The following is a 20992-nucleotide window of genomic DNA, read 5'->3' as shown; positions in this document are numbered from 1 at the left end:
CGCTATGTACTCGGTAGAAATTTCTAAATTTATCTCGACGCTCACTTATAAAAGCATCCCGCAAGAGGTTATCTTGCGGGCTAAAGAATTGATGCTTGATTGCATCGGCGTAGGCATCGCGGGTAACAACGAAAAAAGCGTACAAAATGCCATAAAAACTATAAAAAAATTACCGGGCGGCGACGGAGAGTGCAAAATTTGGGGGCGAAACGCAAAATTTGCGCCTAATTACGCAGCTATGATAAACGCCATCAGCTCGCATGCGCTTGATTTTGATGATACGCATACGGAGGCGATCGTGCATGCAAGCGCAATTTTAACGCCCCTTTGTCTAAGCTATATGAGCTACCTGAAAATTCCTAAATGCAGAATTTTAACCGCTTTCGTAGCGGGATGGGAGGTCGCCGCAAGACTTGGTATAGCCTCAAAAGGAAGCTTTCATAAACGTGGATTTCACACCACGGCAATCGCAGGGATTTTCGGCGCCACCACCGCTATGTGCGTAGCATTAAGACTAAAGCAAGAGGAATGCATAAATGCCTTGGGGCTCGCTGCAAGCTATGCAAGCGGCATCAATGAATTTTTATCAAACGGCTCTAATTCCAAGGTGATACATGTCGCAAACTGCGTAAATAACGCTATTTTGGCGGTGAATTTCGCAAAAAACGCAATGAGCGGACCGGTTAGTATTTTCGAAGGCAGAGATAATATCTTTAAGACCTTCGGTATAGAAAGCGAATGCGATAAAAGCCAACTTATAAGGGGTCTTGATAAAATTTGGCAGATCATGCAGGTATCTATCAAACCATATCCGAGCTGCCATTTTGCGCATGGGCTGATCGACTGCGCAATCCTGCTTAGAAAAGACGGGCTAAAAAGCGATGATATAAAAAGCATAAAATGTTACGTCGATGAGGTTCCCATAAGCTTTATCTGCGATCCGATAGAGCTTAAATATACCCCTAAAACAGCTTATGAGGCAAAATTTTCTATGCCGTTTCTGATGGCTACGGCTTTTTTTGACGGCGAGTTAAATTTAAAAAGCTACGAAAATTTAAATAGAGCAGAGGTAGTAAAACTTGCGAAGAAAATAACCTATGAAAAGCGCAAAAATGAGGGCTTTCCTAAATACTTCCCCGGACACATAGAGGCTGCTTTAAAAGATGGAAAGATCATAAAAAAAGACGTTTTTATCAACCGAGGAAATTTCGATAATCCACTAAGTTTTGATGAAATTTTTGCAAAATTTAGACAGTGCGCATCTATTAAATTTAGCGAAAAGAAGCTTTTGGCAATCAAAGAAGCCGTAAAAAATTATGAAAGTTCCGAGGTGGACTTAGATAAAATTTTATAATTTTCCCAAAGCCCAGTGGAATTTCAAAACAAGCTAAATTTAAAGCATCATTTTGATCGCCTAGATCGTCGCAATCAATTTATTGCACTGACTACTCAAACCTCGATAAGCTGCGCAGGAGCAAGTTTTATTTCTAGGAAAGGCTTATGTTATACCGACTCAAGTATCGCTCCGACTACCCGCCGCACACCTTAATTTAGCTAAATTTACAGCCCGAAACGGCGGCGGGCTAAGCTCAAAAAGCCAACCAAGTTTAAAAAGCGAGCTAAGGCTTTAAACGGCGATCTAAGCTTAAAATTTACAAAATCATAGTAAGCTTAGCCCATTTTTTACAAAGGTCTGAAATTTGAAAAGCATAATTTTAACGCTGGCGATCCTGGCGGTCGGATTTTATTTTTACTCGATAAATTTTATGGTCACGGTGCTGGCGATCAGCTTCCTCATCTTTTTCCACGAGCTGGGGCATTTTTTGGCGGCACGGGCGCTGGGCGTGGGGGTGAACGTCTTTAGCGTGGGCTTCGGCGAGAAGGTCTTTACCAAGCGCATCGGTGCGACGCAGTACGCCATCAGCGCGATCCCTCTGGGAGGCTACGTGAGCCTTAAGGGGCAGGAGGATTTGGATCCCGCCGCAGTAAGCGCGGACCCCGATAGCTACAACTCCAAAGGCCCGATCGCGCGCATAATCATACTTTTTGCGGGGCCGTTTTTTAACCTGCTGCTTGCGTTTTTGATCTACATCGCGCTGGGCTACATCGGCGTCGAAAAGCTCGCGCCCAAGGTCGGCAAAATTTCGCCAGGCTCCGCCGCGGCAAGCGCAGGGCTAATGCTAAACGATGAAATTTTATCGATCGACGGCAAGCAGATCCGCGAGTGGGACGACATCTCAAAGCAGGTAACCGCAGCGCCGCTAAGTTTAGAAATTTCACGCGGCGGCGAGCGGCTGAGCCTACAGCTCACGCCGAAGCTCGGCGAGAAAAAAACCATCTGGCGCGAGAGCATAAGAGTGCCGCTCATCGGCATTTCGCCCGATTATAACGCGACTGTGACGCTGTATCACAAGGGCGCGAGCTCGCTTAGCTTCGCGTGGGATCAGACGGTGGAGGCATCAAAGCTCATCTTGGTAGGGCTCGAGAAGCTCGCTAGCGGCGTCGTTTCGCCTAAGGAGATGGGCGGCATCGTCGCCATTACCGATATCACCTCAAAGGCGGTAGATTACGGTGCTGCGGTCCTGCTCGCGCTCGTGGCGCTAATATCGGTAAATTTAGGGCTTATCAATCTCTTTCCGATCCCCGCGCTCGACGGCGGACACATCGCGTTTAATCTCTTTGAGCTTATCTTCCGCCGCCCCGTACCAAAACGGGTGTTCGTTGGCGCCAGCTACGTAGGAATGGGGATTTTAGCGCTTTTAATGATATTTACGGTGCTAAATGATTTCGCTAGAATTTTGGGATTTTACAAATGAGGCTGGATGAAATTTTAAAGCGCATTGAGGCTGCGAAAACAGGTGCGGGCGACGTGCAGCTAGTCGCGGTGAGTAAAAACGTAGGCACGGATGAAGTACGCGAGCTGTATTCGCAAGGACAGATCGCGTTTGGCGAAAACAGAGTGCAGGAGCTGAAGCGCAAAAGCGAGCTACTGGGTGAACTGCCGCTAAAGTGGCACTTCATCGGCACCCTGCAAAGCAACAAAATCAATCAGCTCATCGCTCTGCACCCGACGCTGTGGCAGAGCTGCAACAGTCGCGAACTCGCGCTTGCCGTAAATAAGCGGCTAACTTATCCGCTAGATACGCTGCTGGAGATCAACGCTGCGGGCGAGAGCTCCAAAACGGGGCTCGATAAAAACCGCGCCGTGGAGGAGTTTTTACGCATCAAGCAGGAGTGCAAAAATCTAAATTTAATCGGCGTGATGAGCATCGGCGCGCACGTGAGCGAGCCCGCGCAGATCGCGCGAAGCTTCGAGGCGACGCGCGAAATCTTTGACGCGCTCGTGCCGCACGGCGCGCGGATCTGCTCGATGGGGATGAGCGATGATTTTGAGCTCGCGATCAAATGCGGCTCGAACATGATCCGCCTGGGTAGAATTTTATACGCCTAGGCCCCGAGGGACGGGCCTAGGGGCGGACGGCGTTAAATTTAAACTCGACGCAATAATCGGTCGCGCACGGCTCATGCTACCCTCTATGCAAGTTCGGCGCTCAATCGCAATGTAAAATTTTGATGCGATAATATGGCGCAATATTAAATTTACGCATCTCAGCGTATTTTGGCGAAAAATTTTAGCGTGCCTTAGCGGCATAAAATTTTAAAGCGATATGGCGGCGCTAAATTTTAAACGACATAGCGCGGACTCTACCGATAAAATTTAATCAACGCCGAAATTTTAAAATCTAACACACTTCGCTGCTGTAAATTTAAAACAACGACAAACGTAGAATGGCTATGCGCCGATGACAGATGAAGCAATGCCCGTCAAGCGGCGCAAATTTAACCAGCTTGCGCTACAAAATTTCAAAGCGGCAACGCAGACGACGCAGTTCGGCGAGCGATGCAATGTTTTCAGAAACGGTATTTGGCGGCGCGCCGATAAAAGGCAAGGCGCGATCCTTTATACTTTTGCAAACAAGCATTCCGATATGTCCGATCTGCGCTCACACCAGCGTTTAAGGCGCGCAGAGCAGCCCTGCCCTTTAAAATTTTAATCCTCATAAATTTACTCGCCCGTTTAAATACCGAATATAGAAGCGTCATATTTTGAGCGACAGCATCCGCGTCCGCTGCCTTGTATCTTGCGTTTTTATATCTACTTTGCAGACTCGCGCTTTTTTTAAGCCGCGAATTCAAAAATACCCAATAGCTTTAAATTTACCCGCCGCGACCCGCTTTAAATTTTAAAATTTCGCCTATTTTTTATCGCGCTGAAAAGTATCACGCAGATAAAGCTCTCCGCGCTCCAGCGCCTGAAAGCGCAGTCGTAACAGCTGATTTCGCCGCCGCAGGCCATCTCCTCTTCATCGTTATCTAGCTTAAATTTGGCGCAGTTTTCGGCGGTTTCGCGCGCTTTTTCGTAGCTGGATTTGCCAAATTAAACTCACCTTTTTCACTAAAATTTGCACGCATCAAAACCTCCGAAGCTCTTTTACGCTTAAGTTTCTAAAGCCGCCATCCGCTTCTTTTTTAGCGAGCAAGGTGCCTTGAAATCCAAAAATACCGGCTTTAGCGCGCCGATGACGCCGCGAGCGCCGCTTTTTAGCTCTTTTAAAAATACGTTTTGTGTACTTGCCGTCTCAAATGCCCGCTCCGTGCTTAAAAATATCTCTTTCGCGCTTTTGCCGAAATTTATCAGCTCTTGCGCGTTTAAGATATCTTTTTCAAAGGCCGCCGCGATACCCGGCTCCGCGCCGGGCGCGCTTTTGCGCTCTAGTAGCTGAAGCGCAAAATCCAGCACGCGCTGCTTTTGCGACTCGGTAAGCCAGGCCTCAAGGCACATAGTGCTGTTATGCGAGGTATAGTTGATGCGAGGATCAAGCAAGAGCTGATGGCGCGTGACGAATGAAACTGGCGCGAACGAGCCCGCAAACGCGGCGATCTCTTCGGCAAGCAGGCCCGTAGAAATATCGCCGCCGAGCTCGTCCGTGTCGTCGATGCAAAGTAGAAATTTAAATTTCATTTTAAAAGCCTTAACATTTAAGTCGATTTTAAATATTTATAAAATAAAATTATATTCAAATATTTTAATAAATTTATTCCATAAAATGGTATTTTACATAATATATAATAAAAATTTTATTTTAAGGAGTTAGGATGAAAAAGATTGGCTTAATCGCCTGCTGTGCCGCGATAGCGCTTCACGGCGAGGTGTTTACGCTCGGACAAATCGAGGTCGTAAAAAACGTCGGCGGCGTGCAAAAAAGCGACACGAACGTCGTGACCATCGATGAGCAACAGATGCAAAAAGACGAGATAAAGCGTCTCTCGCAGGTCGCTTACAGTACGCCGGGCGTTTATGCGGATAAAAAAGGTCTGCGCGCCGAGCAAAATTTCTACGTTCGCGGTTTTGATTCGCGCAGGGTGCCGCTTTTTATCGACGGAATTCCCGTTTACGTGCCTTACGACGGCAACGCGGACTACGGCAGGTTTAGCACGTTCGATCTAAGCAGGATCGACATCTCAAAGGGCTCAAGCTCGGTGCTATACGGTCCAAACACTATGGGCGGCGCGATAAATTTAATCACCAAAAAGCCTAGCAAGGAGCTTGAGGGAAATTTAGGCTACGGCTTTGAGACGGGCAGAAGCGGCAAAACCTACGGCAACAATGTCGATTTGAACGTCGGTAGCAAGCAGGAGCTATTTTACGTACAAGCAGGCGGCAGCTTTATGGAGGATATGGGGCAGCAGATGTCTCGTAAATTTAAAGGCGACGCAAATAACAACGAGGATGGCGGCAGACGCGATAACTCCGTGCAGCGAGATAAGAAATTTAATATCAAACTCGGCCTTACGCCAAACGAAACCGACGAATACGCAATCACCTACGTAAACCAAAAGGCAAGCAAAGAGCAGCCTATGTATGCGGGAAGATATACGGCTTTTAGCCAAAAAGATCGCAAATGGGAGTGGTATCAATGGGACAGACAAAGCGTCTATTTCCTATCGCATACGGAATTTGCAAATAGCTTTTACATAAATACTAAGGCTTTTGCCGATGAGTTTAAAAACGGAATGTTTGATATCGATAAAAAAGAGGATAGCAAGTATAAGGATAACGCATACGGATTCGGTTTGGAAATGGGCGGAGACGTAAGCGATAGCAACACGCTTAAATTCGCCACAAACTACAAACACAATAAGCACTCCGGACATAAGATCCACTATATCGGAATATTCGGCACCGAACCGACCGTTACCTTTATAGATAGAACCTACGGTTTCGCGCTTGAAGACACTCACAAATTTACCGATTTTACCAAACTGATTTTGGGCGTTAGTTACGACACGAGAGATGCTATTAAGGCCGAAGACTACATCCAATATAAAGGCGGAGGCGGCGGAGGCGGCAACCCCGCTAACTGGAAGCTAACCTCGTTTGACGTAGGCAAGAAACACGCCTTTAATTACCAAACCGCGATCAAACATAGCTTTGACGGCGAGGATGAGCTAAGCTTAAGCTACGCCAAAAAGACCTATTTTGCCAGCATGAAAGATAGATATAGCGAGAGGTTTGGGCGAAATTTCGCAAATCCGCACCTAAAGCCCGAAGTAGCACACCACTACGAAGTCGGCTACCAAAGGAATTTTGGAGAATTTTTAAGGCTGGAAACTTCGGTATTTTACTCCAGAGTTAAAGACGCTATCGGCACGACCAGCGTTACTAGATTTGCGCAAACCAGAGATATGAACGTAAACGTCGATAAGGCTCATTACAAGGGCTTTGAGTTCGCCGCAGCATATTTTGCGACGCAAGATTTGGAGCTTGGCGCAAATTATACGTATATGAACGCCAAATACAAAGAAAGCGGCGACAGCACGATCGTCTATGATCTGCCTAAACACAAAGGATTTTTATACGCAGATTATAAAATTCTGCCTAAATTCGGCGTTTACGTCTCCCAAGAGCTTAGTTCGAGCTTGTGGAACAGAGTGCCCACCGGTAGAAGTAGTCATATAGATCACAAAACGGCGGGCTTTGGCGCAACCAATCTCAAGCTTACGTATGAGCCCGTCGAGAGCTTAAGCGTAGAGGCGGGAGTATCGAATCTGTTTGATAAAAACTATGAGTATAGAGAGGGCTTCCCTGAGGAGGGTCGCGTATTTTTCTCAAACATCAGATATAAATTTTAATTCAGGTTTAAACGGCGGCGGCATTTTGCCTTTTCATTAAACTCCGATGGCGAGCGGTTTTGAGCCTCATCTCAGACCGCCCGCCCCTTTTAAATTTAACTTTTCAAATTTTAAAGCTCAAATTTTGCGCCGAGCAATATAAAATCACCGTCTGTAAATTTTCAAATTTAGCAGCTAAATAGGCGTCTAGCGAAGATAAATCTATTTTAAAATTTCTTTTGCTATACTTGCGAAATCAAAAATTTCAAAAGGAAAAAAGGTGAAAAAAATATTTCTATTTCTCTGTGCCGCGAGCATGCTTTTTGCTCTGAGCGAGGCGCAGATCAAAGACTACATCGCGCAAAATAGCGAAAACATAGCTCAGCTGCAAGGCACTCCGTCTAAAATTTACGCCAGCTCGCCGCCGCTTTTATATATGCTCTACGCGCTTGATCCCGCTAAAATCAGCGGCGTAAATTTCGAGTGGAACGCCTTCGAGCGCCCCTACGTCAAAAAAGAGGTGCAAGAGCAGCCAGTCGTGGGCGGCTTTTTCGGCCAGGGTAAAATTCCAAACGTCGAGATGCTGCTGCACCTAAATCCCGAGCTCATCCTCGTAAACGCAAGCTCTCGCAACACTAAAAAGATGAGCGAGGTTTTCGGCTCTATCAAAAAACCGATGCTATATCTAAGCGCGACGAAGCTCGAGGACTACTTGGACGGATTTGAAATTTTAGGCGAAGTGACGGGCAAAAAGGAGCGCGCCGCACGTCTCATAAGCTACGCGAAAGAGTCGCTAAATTTAACCGAGCAGATCGAGGAGTACATCAAGAAAAACAAACTGCAAAAGGTAAAAATTTACTACGCGCAGGGCAGCGACGGGCTAGCTACCGAGTGCGAGGGCTCGTGGCACGCGACTCTCATTGAGCGAGCCGGCGCGCAGAACGTGCATAAGTGTAGCGAAGATCCAAACGCCAAATCCTTCGGACGCGTAAAAATCAGCTTCGAGCAGCTCGTTAAATACGACCCGGACGTCATCCTCGTCTACGAAAGAGAGCTGTTTGATAAAATTTACGACGATCCGAAGTGGCAGCTGCTGGGCGCGGTAAAAAACAAAAAAGCCTACTACATCCCGCGCGAGCCATTTTCGTGGTTTGACCGCCCGCCTTCATTTATGAGGTTTTTGGGGCTAAAATGGCTGGTAAATTTAACCTACCCCGAAGCGTTTAAATTTGACATGATCCGCGAGACGCGCGAGTTTTATAAGCTATTTTTGGATCTTGAGCTCACAGACGAGCAAATTTATAAAATTTTAGGACGGGGCGCCGAGTGAGTAAAGAAAAATGAGCAAAAGGGCGTTTGCGTTTTTGGCCCTGCTGCTGGCGCTTTGCGTCGCAGGTTCGCTGTTGCTTGGCAAATACGGCTTTGGTGCAGAGGACTACGCGCGCTACGTCACGGCGCTGCTGCGGGGCGAAAGCTTGAAAGATTTCGAGGTCATGCACACGCTCTTACTTGAAATTCGCCTGCCGCGCATACTTGCTTGCGTGCTCATCGGCGCGAACCTCGCGATCAGCGGTGCGGCATATCAGGCGATGTTTGTTAACCCGCTCGTTAGCCCCTCGATCCTGGGCGTTCTAAGCGGCGCGGGATTTGGCGCGGCGGTCGGGATGTTTTTCAAATTTAACGAATATCTCATCCAGCTTAGCACCTTTGGTTTCGGCTTTCTTGCCGTGGCAGTGGCGCTTGGCGTCTCGGCGCTGTATTCGCGCAGCGGTAGCGTCATCGTGCTGGTTCTTGGCGGCGTCATCAGCGGCTCGCTCTTTACCTCGCTACTCTCGGTGCTAAAATACGCCGCAGACCCAAACGACGCGCTTCCTGCGATTACCTATTTTTTGATGGGAAGCCTGGGCTTTGCGTCCAAAAGCTTTATTCAAATTTCGATCCTGCCGATGTGCGCGGGTATTTTGCTGCTGGCGCTTAGCGGCAAATACCTAAACGCGCTAAGCCTTGGCGAAGAGGAGGCAAAGAGCCTGGGCGTAAATACGACTCGGGTTAAAATTTTCATCATCCTTGTTGCGACCTTCGTTAGCGCGCTTAGCGTGACGATCGCGGGCATCATCGGTTGGATCGGACTTATCGTGCCGCACATCGCGCGCTTTATCTTCGGCGCCGACAACCGCACGGTGCTAGCTAGCTCGGCGATGATCGGCGCGATATTTCTGCTCTTTTGCGACAGCTTCTCGCGGCTCATTTTTACCTTTGAGATCCCCATCGGCATCGTCACCTCGCTGTTTGGCATCCCAATGTTTATCATCGTGCTGCGCCGCGCCAAGAGGAGCTTTTGATGCGAGAAAATTTGATAGAAGTGCGAAATTTGCGCTTTGCCTACCAGGGCAAGCCCGTGCTAAAGGGCATCAGCTTTGACGTCGCGACGGGCGATACGCTAAGTATCCTAGGCGCCAACGGCAGCGGCAAAAGCACCCTGCTTCGCATAATGCTCGGATTTTTAAAATTTGAAGGCGAGGTGCTAATCGGCGGCAAAAGCGTGCGCGACTACGGCAAAAAGGGGCTCGCCTCGCTCGTCGCCTACGTGCCGCAGACGCACGCGCCGTCCTATGACTACAGCGTCTTTGACGTTGCGCTGATAGGCGCACTGTGCAGGATGCCGCTGTTTTCCAGCTTTAGCGCGGCGGATAAAAAGCTAGCCGAACAGGCGCTGGAAAAGATGGGTATCGCGCATCTAAAAAACGCGCCCTACACAAAGGTCAGCGGCGGCGAGCGGCAGCTGGCGTACATCGCACGCACGCTGGTTCAGGGCGCGAAAGTGATCTTTATGGACGAGCCGACTAACGGGCTGGATTTTGGCAATCAAATTAGGCTGCTCGAGATGATAAAGGCGCTAGGCGACGAGGGCTATACCTTCGTGCAGACGACGCACTACCCGCGGCATGCGAAGTTCGTTTCAAATTTGACGCTGTTTATAAAAGACGGCGAAATTTTAGCCTTCGGGCGCAGCGAGCAGCTCATAAACGCCGAAAATATCGATAAAATCTACGGCATAAACTACGAAAGATACGAGGATAGATTATAAATTTTACGGGCGCGTAGCGCCGTTAAATTTAGCCGAATTGGGGTAAAATTGCGCGTATAGAATGACTTTTCGGCGGGTAAGACGGCGCGCCCTATAAAATGCAAGCTTGCGAGTCGCGACTGCGGTAACGTAAGCGGCAAACCGAATTGCTAGCGAGCAAAACGTCTAAATTTAAACGATAAATTTAAAGGAAAATCATGACTCCGCGGGAGATATTTTTAAACGGCTGCGCCGAGATCGCGGCAAATTTTACGGACTTCAAGCCCACGCAAAAGGGGCAAAAACTAACGAAGCTCGCAAGCGACAAGGAGATTTTATTTGAAATTTATTTTGGCTCCAGTATGCGCAACTACGCCGGCAGCGTGAGCATCCTGCCGCAGATAGCGATCTACTGCAAGCGCCTAAAAAAGCTGATGCAAGAGGAGCTGCCCTACTCGAGCGACCTTGTTTTCGTATCGTATCTGAGCTATCTCACGCCGCGCAGGCAGTTTCGCGACTGGCAGCTCGCGGGCGCTAGCTTTGAGCCCAGCGTGTGTGAGATTAGCGCGGCTATCAAGGATTACGCGCTGCCTATTTTTGAGCTGTTTGCGGACAAGCAAAAGGCGGTGGAGTTTATGACGCAACGCGGCGCTAAATTTAACAAAAATCTAAGCGCCTTCGATCTGTACCCGATCTACTTTGTATATTATTTCGGCGGCAGGGACGCGGCGGAGGCATTTTTCAACGTCTGCCTAAGCGATTGCACCTACAAAGGGCGATTTTATAAGCTTTACGAGGAGCTTGCAAACGGCGCGGAGGCAGATTTTAGCAGAAGTTCGTTTTGGAGCGATACGGAGGCGAAATTTGCATTTGTAAAAGGACTTAGAATTTTAAATGGCTGAAGCTTTAATTCAAATTTTAATCGTAATTTTTAGCGTTTTGCTCATAGGCGGGATTATTTGGACGCTCTTTTGCCGCAACCCTCGCAGACTTAGCTTGCACCGGCTTGCCGCGATAGATGGGATAAGCGAAGCAGACGCGGTAAAAAGGCTTTCCGTGCGACCGTTTTTCTTTTGGTTGGAGCGGTTTTTCATTTCGTGCGAGAGCCTTTGGTTCGATCAGGATTTCATCTACATTTTTGACGAACAGAAGCTCGCGGCGAGGTATAAATTTGAGCAAATTTTAGAGCTTGAAGTCACAAAAATACGGATAAATCACGCTAGGATTTGGCGGATCAGCTTTGCAGGCGACGCGAGCGAACTTGAACGCGGCAGCACGAACGAGCCCGAGCGAGACGGCGCGAGCGAGTATAAATTTGCACCCGCCGCTTCGATTTTTGAGCCTAGCTTTAAAGAATTTTTGCAAATTTTGCGTGAGAAAAATCGAGAAGCGATCAAGACGGAGTCTAGATTTTGGGAGACCGTTTAGCGAGGCAGAATTTTACAAAGCGGATTTGCAAAAAATAGAAAAGGCGCGCAGCTTTCAGGCGCGATCGTCGCAAAGGGCGGAAAAAGCTACGCGCGAAACCGCAAGAGGCGATAAATAGATAATGGGAGGCAAAATGAAACGTTGGAGCAAACTTCAAAAACGGCTTTACGAACTCGTGGATGAAAGCATTGATTTTAAGCGGCGCGAGCGGCTTTAGGTAATTTATTTAAAGGAAAAATATGGAAAACGGCGGACTGGCTGTATATTTTGGAGAAAATTTGGCGCAAATTTTATCGCAAAAGATAAAGGCGGTTTATCCTAAATTTGACGCGCAGAGCTACTGCGAGCAAATCGCTGAAAGCACGCCAAATTTCGGCTATTCGCAACGGATTTTGGCGCACGCAAACGCGCTAAATGAACTTTTGCCGCCGGATTTTAGGCGCGCGGCGGAGATTTTGGTCGCGATTTTAGGCGAAGAAAACCCGAACGAAACGGGTATGTTTAAGCACTTTTACTGGACTTTGCCACTGGCAAAATACATCGAAATTTACGGCCTAGACGACTTTGAAACCTCGATGAGCGCGATTGAGGAAATCACGAAGCGCGGCACGGGCGAGTATGCGGTGCGCGCCTTTATCAAAAAATATCCGCAAGACTCGCTAAAAACCATGACGCAGTGGGCGCGCTCGTCAAATTTCCACCTGCGTAGGCTGGCATCCGAGGGCCTGCGACCAAAGCTGCCGTGGGCTAGCAAGCTGGAGCTTTTCATCAGCGATCCGAGTCCCGTTTTTGCAGTCCTAGAGATACTAAAAGAGGACGAGGTGCGCTTCGTACAGCGCTCGGTCGCAAACAACGTCGCGGACTATCTAAAGGTAAATTTTGCCGCCGCAAAAGAGCTGCTCGTGCGCTGGCAAAGCTCGCAAAACAAAAACACGCAGCAAATCATCCGTCACGCTACGAGGAAGATAAAAATTTAGCTTTTGCGTTCGGTATTAAATTTCAAATGGGTGCGTAAATTTACGCTAAAATTTAACGAAAACCGGTGCGGTCTACCCGATAAATTCAGGAAAGGATAATGATGATTTTACCTTCAAACTACGATGAAATCGACTTTGACGCGCTTTATAAGGCGCAAAAAGCAAAAAGCTCATTCAGCAAAAAACTGGCCGAGCATTGGGACAAAAAGGCGCCTAGCTTCAACGAGGGCGTGATGAAAAGCGCCTACGCGCGCGAGTTTATAGACAAGGTCGATTTTGCTGGCGTTTCTACGCTACTTGATTTCGCGTGCGGCGCGGGCGCACTAAGCGTGCTGGCGGCGGAAAAGGTGGATCAAATTTACGGCTACGATTTTTCGCCCAAAATGCTGGAATTTGCCCGCGAGAATGCTCAAATTTATGGCGCGAAAAACGCAAAATTTGCACAAAAAGCCTTTGAGGACGACTGGTCGGACGTGCCCGCGTGCGATGTCGTTTTCGCCTCGCGCTGCCTTGAGGTGGACGATCTAAAAGCCGCGCTTAAAAAGCTTCTTTCAAAGACCAAAAAGGCGCTTTATATTACGTTTAAGGTGGGCGGCAGCTTCGTGGACGGGGATATTTTGGACGCGATAGGGCGCGAAGTGGAGCAAAAGCCCGACTTCGTCTATCTTTTAAACATCTTGTTTCAAATGGGCTATCTGCCGAGCCTCAGCTACATTAAAGCCCAATGTCACGGCGGCGGAGCGAAAAGTGCGGAGGAGTTTGTGCAAAAGACGCGCTGGATGCTCGGCGGCGAGCTAAGCGGCACGGAGGAAGCGCGGCTAGCGGAGTATTTTAACGGCGGCAAATACGAGCCAGAACGCGATTTTATGCACTGGGCGTTCGTGCGGGTGGATGTGTAGCGCATAAATTTGCGTCAGCAAGCCGCCCTGCTTCGCCTTTGCTCTATTATCACATTTGAATGTATTATAAACGCAATGATGCAATAAAATTTACCCGCGACAAAGCAGGTTCGACCCGCACCGCCAGTATGTGCGAATGCTCAAAATTTACTCTTAAATTTCAGATTAAGCCCATTTGATCCGCACATAAATATCCGCGGCGTAGATTGTATAGATATTAAAACCACGCTAAATTTTAACAAAGACTGCTCTTTAAATTTGCCTACTTTAAACGGCGCTCGTTTAAAATTTACCTGCGGGATTGGCGCGAATTTTAAATGAGCTTCATTTGCTATCAAATTTTAAAAGCGGCTTAAAAATTTAAGCGCGTCAAATATATCTTAAAATCACGATTATACCCGATATATAGGCAAAGTATAAAAATCAATAGTTTATCTTGGATATATAGAGTTTATTGAAAAAATATTGATTTAAATCAATTATTTTAAAGGATAAAAACTATACAATAGGCAAAAAATTAAACCAAAATTGAAAATTTATTTATAATCAACTAAGGAGGTTAAAAATCCCGTCATGCAAAAAGCAAAGAAAAAAGCATCAATCTGGATAATCCTTTTACTGGTATCGTTCGGATTGGTAATCGGCCACGGACTTTATACGTTCGTTTACGCCAAAGGCTTTTCATACTTCAGCCCCGATCCCGCGGCCTGTAAAAACTGCCACGTGATGAATCAGGTCTATGAGAGTTGGATGAAGGGCGGCCACCAAAATGCCGCGACCTGCAACGACTGCCACTTGCCGCACGATTTCTTGGGGTATTGGATAATGAAAGCTCAAAGCGGCCTCGGGCACGCCTACGCCGTTACTTTCAAGAAAAATCCATACGCATTTACCGCTCATGAAAAGACCAAAAAAAATATGACGCAAAACTGCGTCTTTTGTCATAAAGATTACGCCGCAAACGTAATCGATCCGCGTGCCATAGGTAATGCTGTGCCTAACGATAAGGCTCAAAGTCATAAGGGCAACGACTATCAAGCCCTTGAATGCGTTTCTTGCCACAGAGAGGCCGGACACGCGCACAATTTTTAAATTTAACAGGAGGAAAAAATGAATAAAGTGTTGTACGCGATCGCCTTTTTAGTGGCGGTAGTTTTAGGCGCTGCGATGTTCGCTCTTTTTACCGATATAGGCGAAAAGAAAGCGGAGGAGAAAACCTATCCGCTAATGCTAAATAAGGTAAGCGAGCTCGAGCCGGATTTTGAAAAATGGGGCGCAAATTTCCCAAATCAGCTTGACGGCTACAAAAAAATGGAGCATAAAAGCGACGCAAATCCAAAAGGAAGCGAATTTATAGAAACGGCTTTCGGCGGCGATTTACCTTATAGCAAGATTATTCGCTGGCCTGCGGCTACAGTGTTTTGGAACGGCTATGCATTCGGCGTAGATTACAGCAAACCTAGAACTCACTACTACTCTCAGATAGATCAGATCGAAACCAAAAGAAACGATAAAGAGTATCTAAACGCTCACGGGCTTCCTGCATTTAAGGGTCAGCCAGGATATTGCGTCAATTGCCACACCGGATATTTAACCGCGCTTCAAGTTGATGGCGATTATAACCTAACTGCCGATCCTACGCCTGCTGCAACTAAGCCTATGCCGTTTTTCGACGTAATGCCTAAAGAGGAAGGCGAAAAGAGAAAAGCCGCGTGGACGAAGATGAACTCTATTCCGTATTTTGACGTCATGAAAAAGATCGCGGCTAAACACGGCGAGAGTATCCACGGGTCGCATCTAGGCAGCACCTGTGCGGACTGCCACCACCCGGACGATATGAGCCTAAGAGTAACAAGACCCGCATTCGTAAACGCAATGGTCGCTAGAGGCTACCAAGCCGACGCAAAAAGCGGTATAAAGGCCACCAGACAAGAGATGAGAAGCTATGTTTGTATGCAGTGCCACGTAGAATACTATCCTGCAGGCAAAGAATCCGTTTTAACCTTCCCTTGGAATTTCTGGAAGAAAGACGAGCCGTTTAAGATCGAGAATTTCGACCAATACTATGACGATCAGTTAGCCAAAGAGGACGGGTTTAAATTTGACTACATCCACAAAGATACCGGCGCTAAAATCATCAAGATGCAGCACTCAGAAGCTGAGCTAAGCTCAACCGGTATCCACGGAAGAAGCGGCGTAACGTGCGCAGACTGCCACATGCCGTATAAACGCGCCGGAGCTCAAAAGATCACCGAGCATGAAATTTTAACTCCCCTTGCCGATATAAACGCGGCTTGCAAAACTTGCCACCCGCAAAGCGAACAAGTGCTAAAAGATAGAATTTCATTCGTACAAAATCGCCACGCTTACGAGCTAAGAAACTGCGAAAACGCGCTACTTTCTTTGATCCAAGACATAAAAACGGCCAGAGCCGAGCTAGCTAAGCATGAGAAATTTGCTTCGATCGCCGATGAAAAAGAGAGAAAAGAAGCTATCAGTAAGGCTCTTGAAAAGACTCTTTACTTGCACCGCAAAACTCACATCCGCTGGGACTTCGCATTTAGCGAAAACAGCTACGGCTTCCACGGAGACGAAGAGTCGGCTAGGATCCTAGGTCAATGTAAAGAATTTGCTCGCCAAGGACAAACCGAGCTAGTTAACGAGCTTGCGCCTTACGGCATCAGCATCAAGCTAACTCAAGAGGCTACTCCTGTTGCAGCACCTGCTCCTATCGGACACAAATGGCCTATCGGCGCTGTTCCGACAGAGAAGATGAAGCAAACAGACGAGAACGTCAAGAATCTAAATTTTAAATAAAACCCCTAAACCCAAGGCCTGCGGGCTTTGGGTTTTTAAATTTACGCACTTATCCTTCAAATTTCAAAATCCTAATTTACTTATAAATTTAAATTTTATTGTTTATTTAGCCGTTTTAGGCGATAATCCTCATCAAATTTAAAGGAGAAAAATATGCTTAAAAAAATTATTTTTGCGGCGTTTGCGGCTAGCCTTGTTTTTAGCGCGCAAGAACTGGCGATAAAGATAAAACCTTCGCCGAATTCGCCGTCGATTTTAGAGACGAATCTTGAAGAAAGGGACGAATCGCAAAGGCGCATAGATGAGTGCATGCAAAAAGATAGCTCGACTGCAGGCATGATTCAGTGCGTAAACGCCGAATTTGCTATTCAGGATAAAATTTTAAACGAAAACTATAAAAAGGCCATGGACGTGCTAACCGAAGAAAACCGAAAAATTTTAAAAGACGTCCAGCGCAAATGGATTGCCTACAAGGAGGCAAAATGCGCTTTTTATCCTAAGCAAGGAACGATTCACCGCCTAGACGCGGCTGATTGCTATCTGCAGATGACCAAAGAGCGCATAGGCGAGCTTGGGCATGTCATCGAAATTTTTAAAGGTCAATAGTCCGCTTGCTTTCGTTTAAATTCTCGGCGGGTTTGCATTTGCTAAATTTACGCAGCGCCCGCCGAGATCAAATTTTAAAATTTATCCAAACGACTGCTTTTAAATTTACGCTTTAAAATTCTGCACCTTTGCGGAATTTTTATTTAAATTAAAGCTAAATATTAAACTTACATTTATCTTTTATTTCATATAATCTCGTGAATATTTTTTAAGGAGTAGTCCTATGAAACAATTACTGATTGCGGTGAGCGTTATGGCCATTTTGATCTTTAGCGGCTGTAGCAGGAAGGTCGATGTGATAAACATGGAGGTGTATAACGATACCAAGAAATTTGACGGCGTTACCATACAGTGCCTGGACGACAATGAAAGCAAGCAGCTGCAAAACCTTCTAGAAAGGACATTCAAATCCAAACGCATCCCGCTTAACGGAGGCTTGGTGGTTAGATGCGGATACGGCATTTATGATAGGGGCAATCGTTTCTTGCGTTCAACGATAGGATTTGGCGCGGGTCATGCGCGCGCAGCGGCAAATTTCATACTCCAAAGCAAAACGGGCGAAAAGATCGCCAAATTTGACGTAAACATAATACTAAATCGCGGCCCTTTCCTCGGCGGAAGCGCAGATTGGATGCATAAAGCCGCCGTAAAGGAAGCCTATGCCGAGATACAAAAATATATAGAAAAAAACTCGCTTACAAGAGAGGAGATAAAAGCCAACGCTCAGGCGGCGACCCCTTCGCAATCAAATACTCCTCCGCAAGCGGCGGATAGCAAGCCGAATACCGCAAAGGTAAAAACTAAGTAAAATCGAGCCTAAAGAGATAATGTGCAAGCAAATTTAAACGGATAGGCGTTACGGCGTTGCCGAATCGCGATCCGTTTAGCACACAGAAAGAAGCGGCTTGTTTCATTTGGGCTTTTCAAGCCTAACCGGTTGATCTAAATCGTGGTTCTATAAGCTCGATCGTGCAAAAAATATCTTTCGCTCAATCTGCGCTGGCCGAGCGTCCTTTTTACCGCAGCTAGCGAGTTTAAATTTTAAAATTTAGATCAAATTTTAGACGGCATATCCGCGTGCGGTTTTAAATTTGCAAGCTATTTTGCAAAGCAAATAAGCCGCACGCGAAAGTAAAATTTGGAATTTTTTAGCTAAGATCAAACCGTTTTAAATTTAGCCCCAAACGGGGCATTCCGATAAAAGAAACAAACACAAGAAAGATGCGAGATAAAAGACAGCGATAAAATTTTCCGGTCCTTATCAAGGCACTTTAAATTTAACTCCGAACCCGCCGAAAGCTACTGCGTCAGCTTGCATTTCAGCGCCTCTTGTAGCAGCGCGTTTGCCACCACCCTCTCCTTTTTTACGAATATAAAATTCTCGCCGTATTCGTCCTGCAGCTCGCTTGTCGTATCCGCGCCGGTATGCATCACTATGATGCTTGCTTTCAAATCTAAAGAATTTAGCAGCCCCGCTACGATCTCTAGGCGTTGTTGATTTGCAATCGTGAGGATGATGACGGAGGCGTCCTGCGCGTAAAGCTCCTTGATCGCGGTTTTTTGCATCATATTGACGAAATATATGTTCTCGCCGCGCGATTTACCCAGATCCACGAGCTCCAAATCGCTCTCGGCGACTACGTAAAGCAGCCCCTGATCTTTTAGGCGCAGCACGATCTCCTGGCCTATCCTGCCGTAGCCCGCGACGATGATATGGTTTTTCATCGGCGGAATCTGGATCTTGTGCGTCTCGTCCTCGAGCTTTTCGACCTTGGATTCAAAGCGGTTGGCGATTTTATTTAAATTTTTAAGGATAAAAGGGGTCAAAATCATCGTCGCAACCACCACGGTGATTAGAATTTGCCCGTTTTCTCTGCTTATCATATTTCGGTTCATAAGCAGCGAAAATATAGCCAGCGCAAACTCGCCTATCTGACACAGCGACAGCGCAGCTTTTAGCGCCACCCTTTTATTAGTCGCAATAAATAAGATCGCATAAATGACCCCCGTTTTCAGCGCCATTATTATTATAATAGCGAGCAAAATAAGCCCATAGTGCGATAGGATGACTTCGAAATTTATCTGCATTCCGATCGTGATAAAAAAAAGTCCGAGCAGTATATCGCGAAACGGCGTGAGATCGGCCTCTATTTCGTGTTTGTATTCGGTCTCTGCGATAAGCATGCCCGCGATGAACGCGCCCAAGGTGTAGGAAAAGCCGAAAACGTGCGCCAAAAAGCTAGCCCCCACGACGGTAAAAAGAATGGTCGCGATAAAAATTTCTTTAGAATTCGTCCTTATTACGTAAGTAAGCAGGCGGTTAAAGGCAAATTTGCCTATCAAAAAAAGCGTAACTACGACTATGGCGGCGCTTATGACGGTTTTTAGAATGAGATAATTTACCGGGGTGCTGTCGGTCGAGCCGAAGATGTCGATCATCAGCAAAATAGGAATAACGGCGAGGTCTTGAAAAAGCAGAATTCCAAGCGCCTTGCGGCCGTAGTTTTGGTTGATCTCGCCCGTTTCATTTAGCGTCTTTAGCACGATCGCGGTCGAGCTAAGCGCGAGCGCGAGCCCTATGATCGCCACTGTTTTGATATTTGCGCCGAAAGCTTGCTCGATGATGAGCACGAGGATGATGGCGGTGCCGAGCATCTGCAGCGTGCCGTTAAAAAACACGTCCTTTTTCATGCTCATAAGGTGGCGGAAGCTGAACTCAAGCCCGATGGTAAACATCAAAAATACTATGCCAAACTCGGCAAGCTCGGACATATGGGCGTTTTCGACGCTACTAAGGATGTAAATTTGCGAGAAGCAGATGCCCGCGACTATGTAGCCAATGATGGTTGGAATTTCAAAAATTTTAAAAACGATATTTAGCACTATCGCGAGCGCGGTGATCGCAAGAAATAGCTCTATAACAAATTCAAATTCCATCCACCCCTTCTTATCTTGCAAAATCATTCGCCGAATTTGATCCGCGATTATGAATTGCGCAGTTAATTGAAACAGAAAATTTAGCCGCTTTGCGTTACGCCAAAAGACCTATTTCGAAAAATAATTTTACAAAAATAGCGCTTAAAAACAGAAAAAATCGGCTTGCGCGGCCTTTCAAATTTAGATTTTTAGTGGCTAAATTTAAAAAATTAAAGCGGCTAAATTTTGACTCGCGGCAAAAAGCTTGGATGATTTTAAAAAAAGACGGCGTTTTTAAATTTAGCGGTCGGTTTGTCTTTTAAATTTAAAGACTTGCAGCTAAATTTAAAGATCTGCGGCTGCTAAACGGGATTAAATTTATTCGGGCTCACGCCTATTTTGCGCAAATTTTATTGTAATCTCGCACTGTCCGCTCCAGCTCGTCCGATTTAGAAATATAATCGTTGGCGACGCTAGGGTTGGCGTATGGATTTTGCACCGCCAAAAGCTCCGCTTCAAGCGATCTGATACGTTCGTAGGTCTGAGCGCAGGCTTGTTCCTTTTCATCGCCCTTTAAAATCTCTAAATTTTGCGGCTCACCGCTCGCGCAACCGCCGAGCACCGCCGCAATGACGCAAAGCGCAAGCGCAAAAATCATATTTTTCAAAGCAGCCCTTTCAAATTTAGTTTCATTCGTTTTCATTTCTCATTCACAGAGCCTTGCCTGCTTTATCCCGACGCTTGCCTTTGAATCTCGTAGCGCCCTGCTCTTTTAACCGAGCGCCCGTTAAATTTTATAGCCGTCAAATTTCGGCTGTAAATTTAAGCGCGATTTGCGCGATAAAATTTAAAACCGATCCTAGACCGCAGCCGATCAGTTTTTCAAAACGGCGCGCCGCACAGCCAAGTCGCGTATTTAATAGCCATATCCCCACACAGACGCGCAACCACGCTATTTTGCGAAACATTGAGCCGATAAAGCGCCGCCTCATTGTCCCGCGCGAAAAATTCATAAAATTTTAGCGATTTTGAAATTTTAAAAGAGGTGTGGTTATAAGCCGAGTTCCGTTACAGCGGTCATTTATCTAGACCGATTTTTGCAAATCGGT

At 46.7% G+C, this 20992-nt stretch carries 19 protein-coding genes; 16 read left to right on the top strand and 3 right to left on the bottom strand.

The window, feature by feature from the left end:
- Window positions 1-4: 4 nt before the first annotated feature.
- From Q0438_RS00295 to Q0438_RS00280, 4 genes are all read left to right on the top strand, one after another.
- Window positions 5-1354, top strand: a complete 1350-nt coding sequence (locus Q0438_RS00295) for an MmgE/PrpD family protein (protein WP_299186023.1) — start codon at window positions 5-7, stop codon at window positions 1352-1354.
- A 346-nt stretch (window positions 1355-1700) separates the two neighbouring features.
- A complete protein-coding gene (rseP, locus tag Q0438_RS00290; RefSeq protein ID WP_299186020.1) occupies window positions 1701-2816 on the top strand; it encodes an RIP metalloprotease RseP in 1116 nt (371 codons plus the stop codon).
- A complete protein-coding gene (locus Q0438_RS00285; protein ID WP_299186017.1) occupies window positions 2813-3451 on the top strand; it encodes a YggS family pyridoxal phosphate-dependent enzyme in 639 nt (212 codons plus the stop codon). Before rseP ends, Q0438_RS00285 begins: the two co-directional genes overlap by 4 nt.
- 352 nt (window positions 3452-3803) lie before the next feature.
- Window positions 3804-4055: a hypothetical protein gene (locus tag Q0438_RS00280; RefSeq protein ID WP_299186014.1), complete on the top strand. Its 252-nt coding sequence runs from the start codon at window positions 3804-3806 to the stop codon at window positions 4053-4055.
- A 443-nt stretch (window positions 4056-4498) separates the two neighbouring features.
- Here Q0438_RS00280 and Q0438_RS00275 read toward each other — a convergent pair whose 3' ends face one another.
- Window positions 4499-5023 carry a hypothetical protein gene (locus Q0438_RS00275; RefSeq protein ID WP_299186012.1) on the bottom strand — a complete coding sequence of 175 codons (525 nt, stop codon included), beginning with the start codon at window positions 5021-5023 and terminating at the stop codon, window positions 4499-4501.
- A 134-nt stretch (window positions 5024-5157) separates the two neighbouring features.
- On the opposite strand from Q0438_RS00275, the gene Q0438_RS00270 reads away from it, so the two are divergent.
- From Q0438_RS00270 to Q0438_RS00215, 12 genes are all read left to right on the top strand, one after another.
- Window positions 5158-7194, top strand: coding sequence for a TonB-dependent receptor (locus tag Q0438_RS00270; protein WP_299186009.1), 2037 nt, complete (start codon window positions 5158-5160; stop codon window positions 7192-7194).
- Window positions 7195-7453: 259 nt separating this feature from the next.
- Window positions 7454-8503 (top strand): ABC transporter substrate-binding protein, encoded by a 1050-nt coding sequence (locus Q0438_RS00265; RefSeq protein ID WP_299186006.1) that lies wholly within the window; start codon window positions 7454-7456, stop codon window positions 8501-8503.
- Window positions 8504-8513: 10 nt separating this feature from the next.
- Window positions 8514-9515 (top strand): iron ABC transporter permease, encoded by a 1002-nt coding sequence (locus Q0438_RS00260; RefSeq protein ID WP_299186003.1) that lies wholly within the window; start codon window positions 8514-8516, stop codon window positions 9513-9515.
- Window positions 9515-10261: an ABC transporter ATP-binding protein gene (locus Q0438_RS00255; RefSeq protein ID WP_299186000.1), complete on the top strand. Its 747-nt coding sequence runs from the start codon at window positions 9515-9517 to the stop codon at window positions 10259-10261. The genes Q0438_RS00260 and Q0438_RS00255 overlap by 1 nt, the downstream gene beginning before the upstream one ends.
- A gap of 197 nt (window positions 10262-10458) precedes the next feature.
- Window positions 10459-11142: a hypothetical protein gene (locus Q0438_RS00250; protein WP_299185997.1), complete on the top strand. Its 684-nt coding sequence runs from the start codon at window positions 10459-10461 to the stop codon at window positions 11140-11142.
- Window positions 11135-11668 carry a hypothetical protein gene (locus tag Q0438_RS00245; RefSeq protein WP_299185995.1) on the top strand — a complete coding sequence of 178 codons (534 nt, stop codon included), beginning with the start codon at window positions 11135-11137 and terminating at the stop codon, window positions 11666-11668. The genes Q0438_RS00250 and Q0438_RS00245 overlap by 8 nt, the downstream gene beginning before the upstream one ends.
- A 239-nt stretch (window positions 11669-11907) precedes the next feature.
- On the top strand, window positions 11908-12645 hold the full coding sequence (locus Q0438_RS00240; RefSeq protein ID WP_299185993.1) for a DNA alkylation repair protein: 738 nt from the start codon (window positions 11908-11910) through the stop codon (window positions 12643-12645).
- A gap of 98 nt (window positions 12646-12743) precedes the next feature.
- Entirely contained in the window at window positions 12744-13544 is an 801-nt protein-coding gene (locus Q0438_RS00235; protein ID WP_299185990.1) for a class I SAM-dependent methyltransferase, read from the top strand.
- Window positions 13545-14117: 573 nt separating this feature from the next.
- Window positions 14118-14636: a cytochrome c nitrite reductase small subunit gene (gene nrfH, locus Q0438_RS00230; protein WP_299185987.1), complete on the top strand. Its 519-nt coding sequence runs from the start codon at window positions 14118-14120 to the stop codon at window positions 14634-14636.
- A gap of 18 nt (window positions 14637-14654) precedes the next feature.
- Window positions 14655-16361 (top strand): ammonia-forming cytochrome c nitrite reductase subunit c552, encoded by a 1707-nt coding sequence (locus Q0438_RS00225; protein ID WP_299185984.1) that lies wholly within the window; start codon window positions 14655-14657, stop codon window positions 16359-16361.
- Window positions 16362-16514: 153 nt separating this feature from the next.
- Window positions 16515-16967 carry a lysozyme inhibitor LprI family protein gene (locus tag Q0438_RS00220; protein WP_299185980.1) on the top strand — a complete coding sequence of 151 codons (453 nt, stop codon included), beginning with the start codon at window positions 16515-16517 and terminating at the stop codon, window positions 16965-16967.
- Between the two features lie 223 nt (window positions 16968-17190).
- A complete protein-coding gene (locus tag Q0438_RS00215) occupies window positions 17191-17775 on the top strand; it encodes a DUF4410 domain-containing protein (RefSeq protein ID WP_299185978.1) in 585 nt (194 codons plus the stop codon).
- Between the two features lie 491 nt (window positions 17776-18266).
- On the opposite strand, the gene Q0438_RS00210 is transcribed toward Q0438_RS00215, so the two are convergent.
- Complete coding sequence (locus Q0438_RS00210; protein WP_299185976.1) at window positions 18267-19904, bottom strand: cation:proton antiporter; 1638 nt, start codon at window positions 19902-19904, stop codon at window positions 18267-18269.
- 373 nt (window positions 19905-20277) lie between these two features.
- Entirely contained in the window at window positions 20278-20586 is a 309-nt protein-coding gene (locus tag Q0438_RS00205) for a hypothetical protein (protein WP_299185975.1), read from the bottom strand.
- Between the last annotated feature and the right edge of the window lie 406 nt (window positions 20587-20992).

The organism is uncultured Campylobacter sp. (genome assembly GCF_938030785.1).
Classification (GTDB): Bacteria; Campylobacterota; Campylobacteria; order Campylobacterales; family Campylobacteraceae; genus Campylobacter_B.
The sequence above is the reverse complement of the archived record's forward strand: the minus strand, read 5'-3'. Positions and strand labels throughout refer to the sequence as shown.